The following is a 13,109-nucleotide window of genomic DNA, read 5'->3' as shown; positions in this document are numbered from 1 at the left end:
ACCGGCGGACGCGCCCTGTCGGTGGAGGTCACGGCCCGGGGGCCGGGTCCTCTGGAAGCGGGACAAAGGTCGTGTCCGACTTCCGAGTGTGCCCGATACCGGTGACCGACGAGCGCGAACCCCCGGCACGGGGGTGGCCGGTTCCGGACCCCCGTGCCCTCTCACCCGGAGGAGGCGCTGGCGCGGGTCGGGGTCCCCGACCGTGGTCGGGGACCCCTGTGCGGCTGGGTTTCCTCGTCGTTACGGGCGGCCCCGGTCAGGTGGGACGCCAGGGCGAACCCGCGTTGTCGTTGATGTCCTCGGCCGCGACCTGCCTCAGCTGACGTGAGAGGTCTGACAGTGCCCGGGAGACGGCGAGCTCCTCCCCGATCTCCGGCACGTCCAGGTCGGTCGGGTGCTTGCGGGCCATCCCGTGGCCGCGCAGCGCAGTGCCGTCGTCAGCGACCAGGCCGACCTCGGCCCAGGTGCGCGCCGCCGCGCCCTCGCTCTCCTCGGCGACGACCACGTCGACGTTCCAGCGCTTCATCGTCTGCATGGCATTCGCTCCCTCTCCCCCGTCGGCGCCCGGGCCGGGCGGGTGTTCGATGTGGGCGTCGGGTCCCGGGTGGACCAGGGCCTGGTGCCCCGGTTCGGCACCGCTCCAGTGCACCTGGTAGGGCGGTGTCCCCTCCGAGCCCCGGACCCGTGTGACCACCCCCGTGCGACGGTGGGTGTCGGCGTTCGGGCTCTCGATGACCAGTCGGTCTCCTACCTCTGCTCGCATGGGTTCCCCCACAAACCTCGCTTGTCTCCATCATCGGTGCTGTTTCGGCTCTCAGCGGAGGGTTGGTTCTTTCGTTCCCGGTGGTATGCGAGGTTTTTGCCGTCCCGTCACCCGCTCCGTGCCTGGTAGCGTCACGGCGTGGCCCAGCACTACTTCGACTCCGATCCCGGCACCGCCAGTCGGCCCTCCACCGCCGACCTGGTCCTGCCCGATCTCCACCTGCGCCTGCGCACCGACCGCGGCGTCTTCTCACCCGACAAGGTCGACCTCGGCACCCGGGTGCTGTTGGAGAGCGTGCCGCCGCCGCCCGCCGAGGGCCGTCTGCTCGACCTGGGCTGCGGGTACGGCCCCATCTCCCTGACGATGGCCTCGCGCGCCCCCGGGGCGCGGGTGCTGGGGGTGGACGTCAACTCCAGGGCCGTGGGTCTGGCCCGGCGCAACGCCGACGACCACGGGCTCGGCAACGCCTGGTTCGGCGTGGTCGCCCCCGAGTGCGGTCTGGCCGTGGAGCAGGGCGAGGGCCGCTCCCCCGCCGCCGAGGACCTGCTCGGCCCCTTCGACGCGATCTGGTCCAACCCGCCGATCCGCGTGGGCAAGGACGTGCTGCACGCGATGCTGCGCACCTGGCTGAACCGGCTCACCCCCGAGGGCGTCGCGCACCTGGTGGTCCAGCGCCACCTGGGTTCGGACTCCCTCCAGAAGTGGCTGGACGCCCAGGGGCTGCCCGCCGAGCGCGTGGCCTCCCGGGCCGGTTTCCGCGTCCTGGCCGTACGCCGCGCCGTGTAGCCCCGGCCCCGCCGTTCGGGCCGGAACCCCGTGGGCACCTACGGTCACGGACCCGGAACACGCCCGAAGTGCACTCTCTTTTCCGAACTTACCGGCATGTGTCCCAGGTCACGCGTGCGCGCGCGACCCCCGACCGGTAACCTGTACCGACCACGCCGGACCGCCCGGCCCACACCGCGAGGAACACACCGCAGTTGAGCACGCAGTTGCGTCCCACGGACGTCAAACGCCTGAACCGCCAGTGGCGCAGGCGCACCGAGGGGCGTCTGGCCCTTCTCGTCGAGTCGGTCACCCAGCCCTACAACCTGGGTTCGATCCTGCGCACCTGCGCGACCTTCGGCGTGGACCAGCTCTGGCTCACCGGTAACAGCGCGGACCCCGACGACCCCAAGGTCGGCAAGACCGCCCTGGGTACCGGCGCGAAGGTCCCGCACACCCGCCTGTCCGGCACGGCCGAGGCGCTGGCGGCCGCCCGCGCCGACGGTTACAAGGTCGTCGCCGTGGAGCTGGCCAAGGGCGCCGTGCCCCTGCACGCCGCGCCGTTGGAGCCCGACGTGTGCCTGGCCGTGGGCGCCGAGGACCACGGCTGCTCCCCCGCCCTGCTCTCGGGCGCGGACGCCGTCACCTACATCCCGCAGATCGGCCGGGTCGGATCGCTGAACGTGGCCGTGGCCACGGCGATCGCCCTGGCGGAGGCGCGACGCCGCGAGTGGGCCACCTTCGACGACGAGGCCAACGCGCCCGTCGGAAGCTGAGCCCCGGGGAATCTTTCCTCCCCGCTGGACGTCCCTCCTGTGAAACACAGACCACTCCATTCACACCCGACGCGCAAAGGCGCAGAGAGAGGAACAGTGGACCCGTCCCGAAGTACCAGCAGCATCCCCAAGGGATGCTGTGACCCAGACTCCGACGAGCCCCCTTCTGTGAAGGGCGCGCACCTTCGCAGGACCCCTGCCCACGGGCGGACCCAGGCGGTGTGTGCCCGATGATCAGCACCGTTCTCAGCATCGCCTTCGGTGCCCTGGTGGTCTTCCTGATCACCGTGGCGACGGGTTACTTCGTCGCCCAGGAGTTCGGTTACATGGCCGTGGACCGTTCGCGACTCAAGTCGCGGGCCGCGGCCGGTGACGCCGGCGCGAAACGCGCCCTGGCCATCACCAACCGAACGTCGTTCATGCTCTCCGGTGCCCAGCTGGGCATCACCGTCACCACCCTTCTGGTCGGCTACGTCGCCGAACCGATGATCGGACAGGGTGTCGGGGAGCTTCTCGGTGGCGCGGGCGTGCCGGTCGGTACCGGCCTCGCGATCGGCCTCGTCCTGGCCCTGTTGTTCTCCACCGTCGTCCAGATGGTGTTCGGTGAGCTCTTCGCCAAGAACCTGGCCATCGCCCATCCCGAACCGGTGGCCCGCTGGCTGGCCCTGTCCACGGGGATCTACCTGAAGATCTTCGGACCGGTGATCTGGCTGTTCGACCAGGCGGCGATCTGGTTGCTCAAGCTGGTGAACATCACCCCGGTGGAGGACGTCCAGCACGCGGCGACCCCGCGCGACCTGGAACGCATCATCGCCGAGTCCCGTGAGACCGGCGACCTCCCGGCCGAGGTGTCCACCCTGTTGGACCGCACCCTCGACTTCCACGACCGCACCGCCGGGCACGCGATGATCCCGCGTCCCGAGGTGACCACCGTGGAGGAGGGCGACCCGGTCAGCCGGGTCGTGGAGCTGATGGCCTCCGACCACTCCCGTTTCCCGGTCCTGGGTGAGGGTGTGGACGACATCGTGGGCGTGATCTGCCTGCGCGACGTGCTCGCGCTGGGAGACCGCGACCTGTCCGGTGTCCGGGTCAGCGAGGTGGCGCGGGCGACCGTCATGGTCCCCGCCTCGCTTCCGCTGCCGGGCGTGCTGGACCAGCTGCGCGAGGCGGGCGAGGAGTTCGCCTGCGTGGTGGACGAGTACGGCGGCCTGGCCGGGGTGATCACCACCGAGGACCTGGCCGAGGAGCTGGTCGGTGAGATCGCCGACGAGCACACCCCGGAGGAGGAGGCCCCGGCCCACCTCGACGGGGAGAACGGCTACATCGTTCCGGGCGCGCTGCACATCGACGAGGTCGAGCGGCTGATCGGACACGACCTGCCCGAGGGTGACTACGAGACCATAGGCGGTCTGGTCATCCACGAACTCCACCGGCTGCCGCAGGTCGGCGACCGGGTGGAGCTGCCGCTGCCCCGGCCCTCCAGCGCCCATGACGGCGATCCCGACATGGCGCTGACGCTGACCGTGAACGCGGTCCAGCGGCACGTTCCCAACACGGTGGAGCTGAGACTGCGTGAGGTCGTCGAGGACGGCGCACGGGAGGTGCGGGCATGAGTGACATGAACGTGTGGTGGGCCATGGCGCTGACCGTGGTGTTCATCGCGCTGAGCGGCTTCTTCGTGGCGATCGAGTTCGCCCTGGTGGCGGCGCGCCGCTACCGGCTGGAGGAGGCCGCGCACACCAGCGCCTCGGCGCGCGCGGCGCTCAAGAGCGCCCGCGACCTGTCGTTGCTGCTGGCCGGTTCGCAGCTGGGGATCACCCTGGCCACCCTGGCCCTGGGCGCGATCTCCAAGCCCGCGTTCCACCACATGCTGGAGCCGTTGTTCGACGGCCTGCCGGACTCGGTGGGATACGTGCTCTCGTTCACGTTCTCGCTGATCATCGTGACGTTCCTGCACCTGGTGATCGGTGAGATGGCGCCGAAGTCCTGGGCGATCTCGCACCCGGAGAAGTCCGCGACGATGCTGGCGATCCCGATGCGGGCGTTCATGTGGCTGACCCGCCCGCTGATCGTGATGCTCAACGGCATGGCCAACTGGGTGCTGCACCGTTTCGGTGTGCAGGCGGTGGACGAGCTGGTGAGCGGGCACAACCCGGAGGACGTGCGCGAGCTGGTGGAGCACTCCGCCAAGGCGGGTGCCCTGGACTCCGAGCGCCGGGACCAGCTGGCCACGGCCCTGGAGGTCAACTCCCAGCCGTTGGACGAGCACTTCACCCCGCGCGAGGACATCGCCTGGGTGGCGCCGGACGCCGGTGTGGAGGAGGTCAAGCGGGTCTCCCGCGAGTCCACGCACCTGCGGCTGGTGGTGATGGAGTCGGGCGAACCGGTCGGTGTGCTGCACGTGCGTGAGGCGCTGACCAGTCCGGCCGGGACCACCGCCGCCGACCTCATGCGCCCGGTGCTGACGTTGTCGGTGGGCACGCCGATGTACGCGGCGATGGGCATCATGCGGGACAGCCGCAGCCACCTGGCGCTCGTCGAGGACGAGGGTGAGCTGGTGGGTCTGGTGACCCTCCAGGACATCCTGGACCGGTTGCTGCTGCTGGACACGGCGGCCTAGGCCGGGAACGGCGGCGAACACGGCGGGGGCCGGTCACGTACGTGACCGGCCCCCGCTTCGTGTGACTCCTGAGTCCCTACGGGTCTCAGGCGGTCTTCGTGGTCAGCGTGACCTCGATGTTGCCGCGCGTGGCGCGGGAGTAGGGGCACATCTGGTGGGCGGCCTCGACCAGCTTCTCGGCCTCGGTCTGCTCCAGGCCGGGGATGGTGACGACGAGCTCGACCGCGATGTCCAGGCCCTCGTCGGACTTGCCGAGGCTCACCTTGGAGTCGACGGTGGAGCCGTCGACCTTGGCCTTGGCCTGGCGGGCGACGTTCTTCAGGGCGCCGTGGAAGCAGGCGGCGTAGCCGATGGCGAAGAGCTGCTCGGGGTTGGTGCCGAGGCCGTCGTCGCCGCCCAGGCCCGCGGGCACGGAGAGGTCGACGCCCAGACGGCCGTCGTCGGTCTTGCCGGTGCCCTTGCGGCCCTCTCCGGTGACACTGGCGTTGGCGGTGTAGAGAACGTTGTAGGCCATGTTCGATCCCTCTCTGTGGTCCGGTCGCACCGGACCCGCGTGTGTCGTTCTGGGGTGGTTCGGGTGCGTCTCAGGTGTCCGGGTCGGGGTCGGACGCGGGCGTGCGGCCCGTGCTCCCGGCCACCGAACGCGTGACGTGGTCGAGCAGGCCCCGGAGCTCCTCGATCCTGGCCACCGGGAGGCCTGTGGCGCGTAGGACCCGGTCGGGGACGCCCTCGGCCCGCTCTCGCAGGCGGCCGCCCTCGTCGGTGACGCTGACGTGCACGATCCGTTCGTCCTCGGGTCCGCGCCTGCGGGTGAGGAGACCGGCGCCCTCCATCCTGCGCAGCAGGGGCGAGAGCGTACCCGAGTCCAGGCTCAGCGCGGTGCCGAGGTCCTTGACCGGCAGGGTGCCGCGTTCCCACAGCACGAGCATGACCAGGTACTGCGGGTAGGTCAGCCCCAGGTCGGCCAGGATCTCCCGGTAGAGCCCGGTCAGGGCCCGGGAGGCCGTGTAGAGGGAGAAGCACAGCTGCCGGTCCAGGGCGAGGGGGTCGCCCCCGTCGGTTCCCGCCATGTTCGCTCCTCCCCTCGTCGTCCCGATCACCGTAACAGGAAATGGTTGTGCACAACAGTGTTGCCCACAACTGTTTTGGAGACGGTGCCCCGACGCGCCACAGGTGCGGGGCCCGGGTCCGCGGACCCGGGCCCTGCACCGACCACCGCGCTCCTACAGGAAGCGCACGCCCTGGGCCAGCGGCAGCTCACCGCCGTAGTTCACCGTGTTGGTGGCCCGGCGCATGTACGCCTTCCAGGAGTCCGAACCCGACTCCCGGCCCCCGCCGGTGTCCTTCTCCCCTCCGAAGGCCCCACCGATCTCCGCGCCCGAGGTGCCGATGTTGACGTTGACGATGCCGCAGTCGGACCCGGCCGCAGACAGGAAGCGCTCCGCCTCGGCCTGGTCCTGCGTGAAGATGGCCGACGACAGACCCTGCGGAACCCCGTTGTGCAGCTCCACCGCCTCCTCCAGAGAGCGGTAGGTGAGCACGTACAGGATCGGCGCGAAGGTCTCCGTACGCACGACCTCGGTCTGCGCGGGCATGCGCACCACCGCGGGCTCGACGTAGTAGGCGTCCCCGGCGTCCTTCTCCAGGCGCCGCTCACCGCCGACCAGCACGTCGCCGCCGTCGGCCCGCGCCTGCTCCAGCGCCTCGCGCATGGCCGTGTGCCCGCGCTCCCCCACCAGCGGCCCGACCAGGGTCGCGTCGTCGTAGGGGTCACCGATCCGCTCGCGCAGCTGCTGGTAGCCGTCCACCACGCGTTCGACGACCTGGTCGACCACGTCCTCGTGCACGATCAGGCGGCGCAGCGTGGTGCAGCGCTGCCCGGCGGTCCCGGCCGCCGCGAACACGCTGCCGCGCACCACCAGGTCCAGGTCGGCCGAGGGCGCCACGACGGCGGCGTTGTTGCCGCCCAGCTCCAGCAGGTACCGACCCATCCGGGCCGCCACCTTGGGCGCGACCGTCCGGCCCATGGCGGTCGAGCCGGTCGCGGACACCAGCGCCACCCGCTCGTCGTTGACCAGCACGTCCCCGACCTCGGCCCCGCCCAGGACCACGCGGTGGACGTCGGCGGGCGCGCCGACGTCGGCGGCCGCGCGCATGAGCAGGCCGTGACAGCCCAGCGCGGTCAGCGGGGTGAGCTCGGAGGGCTTCCACACGACGGTGTCACCGCACACCAGGGCCACGCAGGTGTTCCAGGACCACACGGCGACGGGGAAGTTGAAGGCGGTGATGACGCCGACCACGCCCAGCGGGTGCCAGGTCTCCATCAGCCGGTGGCCGGGCCGCTCCGAGGGCATGGTCCGTCCGTAGAGCTGGCGCGACAGGCCCACGGCGAAGTCGCAGACGTCGATCATCTCCTGGACCTCGCCCAGGGCTTCGGAACGGATCTTGCCCGCCTCGATGGTGACCAGCTCAGCGAGGTCCGCCTTGTGCTCGCGCAACAGCTCACCGAGCCGGTGGACGAGCTGACCACGCACCGGGGCGGGGGTGTCCCGCCAGGCGGAGGTGAAGGAGCCGTGGACCTCGGCCACCGCGCGCTCGGCGGAGGCGGGGGTGTCGAACTCGACGGGGAACAGCGTCCCGCCGGTGATCGGAGTGCGGGCCTGACCGGGCGCCCCGAGGGATTCGGGCAGGCGGGTCACGCCGCACCGTTCCAGGGCGGTCCGCGCGCGTCCGGCGAGGACCTCGGTGTCGGGGAGGGCACCAGTGTGCATGTGTGTTCTCTCTCCGTTGAGAGGGGAGGCGGTCATCACACACCTTGCCAACTCCGGGCCCGGCGGTCCACCCCCGGCGCCCGGTCCGCCGGGTGTCGCGCCGGGGACCGGACCCGGCCCTTGGACGGGGACCAGGGCGGGTTCCGATCCCGTACGGAGTGTCATGGGGGACCGTTAGAATCGCGGAGCCGCTCCCCCCGTCCCCGACCCAGACAGCTGGCCCGTGCACCACGACACCACCCCCGAAGAGGCCCGCGCCGACCTTCCGGAGGCGCGCCAGATCCTGGCCCGCTCCGGTTTCGGCGCCGCCGACCCCCTGTTCGCCGCGGACCTGCGCGCGAGCACCGACCTGGGACAGGCCCGGGAGGTGGTCTCCTCCCACGCCTCCCGGTTGTGGACGGAGTCCACCCGCACCGGACCCGACCCGGTCGACGACCGCCCCCTGTACTGGGCGCGGCTGGTCCTGCGTTCCCGCCTGCGCGCCTGGGAGCCCTCCTTCCCCCTGACCGGGGCGGAACGGGGCGCACTGCTCCACCTGTTCGAGACCGCCTCCCGGGGCATCACCGACCTCGACTTCCCGCCGGGCGACCGGTGGGTGCGCGTGGTGGTCACCGGTTTCGACCCCTTCCACCTGGACACGGACCCGGCGTGCTCCAACCCCTCCGGGGCGGCCGCCCTGGACCTGCACGGGTGGACGTTCCCGGTGGGTGAGCGCACCGCCGTGGTGCGCTCCGCCGTGTTCCCGGTGCGCTGGGGCGACTTCGACGCCGGGATCGTGGAGGAGGCGCTGGCCGACCAGTACGGGGTGGCCGACGCGGTGATCACGCTGAGCCGGGGCCGCGACCGGTTCGACCTGGAGGTCTGGAACGGGGTGTGGCGCGGCGGCGGCGAGGACAACCTGGGGGTCTCCCGGACCGGGCGCGCCCCGGTGGCCCCCGAGGCCCCGGAGTGGACCCGCACCTCGCTGCCCGTGGAGCGGATCGTCGCCGACACGACCGGGCCGGACGCGATGGTCGTCAACACCGAGGTCACCGAGGTGCCCGAGGGCGGCGACACTCCGGTGACACGCCCGGGCGGGCCCACCGCGGGGTCGGCGGCCCGAAAAGGAGGCGGTGGCGACTACCTGTCCAACGAGATCGCCTACCGCAACACCCTGCTGAGGGACCGGGCGGACTCGGTCGTGGCGGCCGGCCACGTCCACCTGCCCAGGACCGAACGCCCCGAGGAGCACACCGGCACCCTGGCCCGTACCCGGGCCCTCGTGGCGGTTGTGGCGACGGAGGCCCTGGTGGCCCCGGCTCCCGAGCCCGGTTCGGAGGACCCACGGGACGCCTGAGACGCGACGGGACCCGGTGGTTCCGGGGTGGCCGAAAGGGCCGTGGTGACACGCCCGAGCGCGGGTCGAGTCGGCAAAACGCCCTTTCCGGCCACACAGGGGCATTTGGTCACTCTGTGAGCACGTATCGTCGCTCCATGATCTCCTGGCGTACGTGTGGCTTCGATAAGGTCCCCACGTGGCTGACACCTCACTGCGACGAAAACTCACTGTCAGTGCCGCTCTGGGCCTGCTACTGGTCCCGGGCTGCCACTCCGCGGAACAGAACCTGCCCTACGCCGAGGCGATCCAGTTCTCTCCGGACACTCTGGAGAAGCTGGCCACGCGCACGGTGTCGGTGCGGGTCGACCACAGCACCGTGAGCTACCGCTATCCGATCCTGGGCGAGTCCCATCCACTGACGACGGAGATCCGTACCGGGATGGCCGAACGCCAGACCGCGTTCCTGGAGGAGCTGCCGGACCACGGCAGCCCCGAGCTGGTCCAGGACGTGGAGCTGCTGGCCGCCTCCGAGGACGTGATCGGGGCCAGGACCACCGCCGTGACCTCGGGGGTCCGTGGCGACGGCACCGAGACCTCGACGCTCTGGTACGACTCCGGCACCGGCGAGGTCCTGCCCTGGACCTCGCTCTTCAGGGACGAGGGTTCCCTGGAGGCGGCGCACCTGGCCGTGGCCCAGGTGCTCCAGGACGGCTACCAGATGTCCGTCGACCAACTGCCCGGGCTCCTGGGCGAGATCGCCATGCGAGCGGAGGCCGACCCGGACTCGGTCTCGGCGGCGGCCTCCGAACCGGCCGGGGCACCCGAGGCGGACCCCGGATCCGAGGACCCGGAAACCGGTGGCGCCGAGGAGCCCGGCGGCACGGACGGGGAGGCGCCCACGGCCGGGGCCGCCGACCTGAGCGATCCGGAACAGGCCTGGGAGGCCGCCGAACGCTGGGCCGCCTCCCCGCTGGCCGACCTGGCCTTCAGCACGGCGGGCGGGCTGGCCGTGCGCCTGGACCCGGCGGACGTCCCGAACGCGGGCCGGGTGAGTGAGGTCCTGCTGCCGGTGGAGGCGGAGGAGACCGAGGAGGTCCTCTCCGAGCTGGGCTACCACGCGCGCAGCGCGGCGGTGGCCGCCAACGCCGATCCCGAGGACTTCCCGCTCGACGGCACACTGACCGCCGAGGGCACCAGCCTGAACTGCGAGCGCCTCAAGTGCGTGGCGCTGACCTTCGACGACGGGCCGGGCGAGTACACCGACGAGCTCCTGGACCACCTGGGCGAGTACGACGCCAGGGCCACCTTCTACGTGATGGGCTCCCTCGTGAGCGAGTTCCCGGACGTCGTGGAGCGTACCCACGCCGAGGGCCACGAGATGGGCAACCACACCTGGAAGCACGACGACCTCACCACACTCTCCGCCGAGGGGGTGGCCGAGGACCTGAAGCGCACGGACGAGGCGATCCAGGAGGTGACCGGGGTGGCACCGCCCACCCTGCGCCCGCCCTACGGTGCGATGAACGGCACCGTGAGCGATGCCACCGAGCATCCCATCATCCTGTGGGACGTGGACACGATGGACTGGCAGAACCGGGACACCGGCGCGGTGGCCAAGCACGCGCTCGACGAGTCCAAGCCGGGCAGCGTGGTCCTGTTCCACGACATCCACAAGTCCACTGTCGACGCCATCCCGGACGTGCTGGAGGGCATGCACGCCGAGGGGTTCCACTTCGTGACCGTGAGCGAGATCTTCGGTGAGGACGGCCTGAAGCCGGGCCAGCCCCACACGGACGCCCGGGTCGACTGACCCACCGGTCCCGCACGGGCCCCGGACGCCGCGCTGGCGACCGGGGCCCTCTGACGTGTCGGGGAGCGTCCGTCCTCACCCCGGACTCGGAGACGCCCTGAAAGTTGCCCGAAATGCCCGTTTAGTCTAAATTTCGACGCGTGAACGTTACCTCTCTGATACCCAAGGCCGCCGTGGGTGCCGCCGGAGGAATACTGCTCACCTCCGGCCTGCTGATCGGCGCCGCCGCCCCGGTGACGGCCACCCCCGCCGAGGAGGCACCGGACTGCGCCCAGGTGCGGTGTGTGGCCCTGACCTTCGACGACGGCCCAGGCGAGTACACCGACGAGCTCCTGGACACCCTGGCCGAGCACGACGCCAGGGCCACCTTCTACCTGCTCGGCTCACAGGTGGGCGGCCATCGGGAGGAGGTGCGGCGCATGGCCGAGGAGGGGCACGGGATCGGGAACCACACCTGGGCACACGACGACCTCACCACGCTCTCCGCCGACCGGATCAGGGACGACCTCGCCCGCACCGACCGCGCGGTGGCCGAGGTCACCGGCGAACGGCCCCGGAGCATGCGCCCGCCCTACGGCGCCCTCGACGACACCGCCCGCGAGGCGATCCCCCACCCCATGGTGCTGTGGGACGTGGACACCCTGGACTGGCAGCACCGCGACGGCGACCGGATGCGCGAGATCGCCCTCGACGGGGTCCGGGACGGCAGCGTGATCCTGTTCCACGACATCCACGAGACCACCGTGGAGGCCGTCCCCGAACTCCTGGACGACCTGGCCGGCCAGGGCTACCACTTCGTGACCGTCAGCGAGCTGTTCGGGGACGGCCTCGAACCGGGCACCGCGTACACCGACGCCCGGTCCGAGTAGTCCACTCAGAGCATCCGGCGCAGGATGCGCTCCTTGACCTGGCTGATCGGCGCGTAGGCCACCCGCATGGTGTCCATGAGCAGCGACTTGTCGAGCACCGCCTTGGTGTGCGAGAACGTGTCGACGGAGGCCGCCGAGTGGTAGGCGCCCATCCCGCTCTCCCCCACCCCGCCGAAGGGCAGGTCCGGCACGGCCAGGTGCGCGATCGGCAGGCCGAAGCCCAGGCCGCCCGAGGAGGTCTCGGTGGTCAGGCGTCGCTTGGTGGTCTCGGATTCGGTGAACCCGTACAGCGCCAGCGGCTTGTCGCGTTCGTTGACGAACCGGATCGCCGCGTCGAGGTCGGGCACCCTCAGGACCGGCAGGATCGGGCCGAAGATCTCCTCGGCCATGATCGGCGAGTCCGGACTCACGTCGCCCAGCACGGTGGGGGCGATGTAGAGGTCGTCGCGGTCGGCGTCACCGCCCGCGACGACCTTGCCGCTCTCCAGCAGGGCGCTGAGCCGGTCGAAGTGGCGTTCGTTGACGATGCGACCGTAGTCCGCGCTCCGCGCCGGGTCGGAGCCGAACATCTCGGTGATGGCGGCGGCCAGCTCCTTCTGGAGCCGGTCCGCGGTGTCACCGATGGCCAGCACGTAGTCCGGGGCCACGCAGGTCTGCCCCGCGTTGGTGAACTTCCCCCAGGCCAGGCGGCGTGCCGTGGTGGCCAGATCCACACCGGGCTCGACCACAGCCGGGCTCTTGCCGCCCAGCTCCAGGGTGACCGGGGTCAGGTGTCTGACCGCCGCCGCCATGACGATCCGGGCCACGGCCGCGTTGCCCGTGTAGAAGATGTGGTCGAAGCGCTGCTCCAGGAGGGCGGTGCTCTCGGCGACGCCGCCCTCGACCACGGCGACGGCCTCGCTGTCCAGGTAGCGCGGGATGAGGTCGGCCAGCGCGGCGGAGGTGGCCGGGGAGAGCTCGGACGGCTTGAGCACGGCCGCGTTGCCCGCGGCGATCGCCCCGACCAGCGGGGCCAGGGCCAGGTTGACGGGGTAGTTCCAGGGGCTGATGATCAGGACCGCGCCCAGGGGTTCACGGACGCGGCGGGCCCTGGCGGGGGCCAGGGCCATCGGAACCGACACCCGCTGGGGCCGCAGCCACGAGGCCAGGTGTCTCAGGGTGTGGTCGATCTCGTTGACCACGAAACCGATCTCGGTGGTGTGCGCCTCCACGGGAGGTTTGCCCAGGTCGGAGCGGAGCGCCTTCTCCAGGGTGGCGCGCTCCTCGGTGAGCAGTCGACGCATCGCGCGCAGCTGGGCGCGACGCCAGGAGAGCGGCTTGGTGCGTCCGCTGTCGAAGGTGGCACGCAGCCGGGCCACGATCTGGGGGATCTCGGTGATGAGCGTGAGCGGTTCGGAGGCGTTGGTGTGAGACATGG

Annotated in this window: 12 protein-coding genes; 7 read left to right on the top strand and 5 right to left on the bottom strand. The window is 71.3% G+C overall.

Annotated features, from left to right (window positions below):
* Positions 1 to 256: 256 nt before the first annotated feature.
* The gene (locus AC0VYL_RS12965; RefSeq protein ID WP_475452705.1) at positions 257 to 763 is read right to left on the bottom strand and encodes a dsRBD fold-containing protein; all 507 of its coding nucleotides are present in this window, start codon (positions 761 to 763) and stop codon (positions 257 to 259) included.
* A 138-nt stretch (positions 764 to 901) separates the two neighbouring features.
* Between AC0VYL_RS12965 and AC0VYL_RS12960 the strand changes: the two genes are divergently transcribed.
* The 4 genes from AC0VYL_RS12960 (at position 902) to AC0VYL_RS12945 (ending at position 4,924) form a co-directional block, all read left to right on the top strand.
* Entirely contained in the window at positions 902 to 1,549 is a 648-nt protein-coding gene (locus AC0VYL_RS12960) for a class I SAM-dependent methyltransferase (RefSeq protein ID WP_475483297.1), read from the top strand.
* A 194-nt stretch (positions 1,550 to 1,743) separates the two neighbouring features.
* A complete protein-coding gene (locus tag AC0VYL_RS12955; protein ID WP_475452701.1) occupies positions 1,744 to 2,304 on the top strand; it encodes a TrmH family RNA methyltransferase in 561 nt (186 codons plus the stop codon).
* A 230-nt stretch (positions 2,305 to 2,534) separates the two neighbouring features.
* Positions 2,535 to 3,917, top strand: a complete 1,383-nt coding sequence (locus AC0VYL_RS12950) for a hemolysin family protein (RefSeq protein ID WP_475452699.1) — start codon at positions 2,535 to 2,537, stop codon at positions 3,915 to 3,917.
* On the top strand, positions 3,914 to 4,924 hold the full coding sequence (locus AC0VYL_RS12945; RefSeq protein ID WP_475452697.1) for a hemolysin family protein: 1,011 nt from the start codon (positions 3,914 to 3,916) through the stop codon (positions 4,922 to 4,924). The genes AC0VYL_RS12950 and AC0VYL_RS12945 overlap by 4 nt, the downstream gene beginning before the upstream one ends.
* Positions 4,925 to 5,009: 85 nt before the next feature.
* On the opposite strand, the gene AC0VYL_RS12940 is transcribed toward AC0VYL_RS12945, so the two are convergent.
* The 3 genes from AC0VYL_RS12940 to amaB form a co-directional block, all read right to left on the bottom strand.
* On the bottom strand, positions 5,010 to 5,438 hold the full coding sequence (locus AC0VYL_RS12940; RefSeq protein ID WP_475483296.1) for an organic hydroperoxide resistance protein: 429 nt from the start codon (positions 5,436 to 5,438) through the stop codon (positions 5,010 to 5,012).
* Between the two features lie 70 nt (positions 5,439 to 5,508).
* The gene (locus AC0VYL_RS12935) at positions 5,509 to 5,994 is read right to left on the bottom strand and encodes a MarR family winged helix-turn-helix transcriptional regulator (protein ID WP_475483295.1); all 486 of its coding nucleotides are present in this window, start codon (positions 5,992 to 5,994) and stop codon (positions 5,509 to 5,511) included.
* A 153-nt stretch (positions 5,995 to 6,147) separates the two neighbouring features.
* Positions 6,148 to 7,695: an L-piperidine-6-carboxylate dehydrogenase gene (amaB, locus tag AC0VYL_RS12930; protein ID WP_475452691.1), complete on the bottom strand. Its 1,548-nt coding sequence runs from the start codon at positions 7,693 to 7,695 to the stop codon at positions 6,148 to 6,150.
* A 223-nt stretch (positions 7,696 to 7,918) separates the two neighbouring features.
* On the opposite strand from amaB, the gene AC0VYL_RS12925 reads away from it, so the two are divergent.
* The 3 genes from AC0VYL_RS12925 to AC0VYL_RS12915 all read left to right on the top strand — a co-directional run bounded on the left by AC0VYL_RS12925 (position 7,919) and on the right by AC0VYL_RS12915 (position 11,692).
* Positions 7,919 to 9,031 carry a pyroglutamyl peptidase gene (locus AC0VYL_RS12925; RefSeq protein WP_475483294.1) on the top strand — a complete coding sequence of 371 codons (1,113 nt, stop codon included), beginning with the start codon at positions 7,919 to 7,921 and terminating at the stop codon, positions 9,029 to 9,031.
* Between the two features lie 178 nt (positions 9,032 to 9,209).
* Positions 9,210 to 10,823 carry a polysaccharide deacetylase family protein gene (locus AC0VYL_RS12920; protein ID WP_475483293.1) on the top strand — a complete coding sequence of 538 codons (1,614 nt, stop codon included), beginning with the start codon at positions 9,210 to 9,212 and terminating at the stop codon, positions 10,821 to 10,823.
* Positions 10,824 to 10,963: 140 nt separating this feature from the next.
* Positions 10,964 to 11,692, top strand: coding sequence for a polysaccharide deacetylase family protein (locus tag AC0VYL_RS12915; protein ID WP_475483292.1), 729 nt, complete (start codon positions 10,964 to 10,966; stop codon positions 11,690 to 11,692).
* A gap of 5 nt (positions 11,693 to 11,697) precedes the next feature.
* Here the strand turns inward: AC0VYL_RS12915 and AC0VYL_RS12910 are convergent, their stop codons facing one another.
* Positions 11,698 to 13,107 (bottom strand): aldehyde dehydrogenase family protein, encoded by a 1,410-nt coding sequence (locus AC0VYL_RS12910; RefSeq protein ID WP_475483291.1) that lies wholly within the window; start codon positions 13,105 to 13,107, stop codon positions 11,698 to 11,700.
* Positions 13,108 to 13,109: the final 2 nt, after the last annotated feature.

This window comes from Nocardiopsis sp. iso_238 (assembly GCF_056173325.1).
This window is presented reverse-complemented; position numbering and strand designations above follow the sequence as displayed.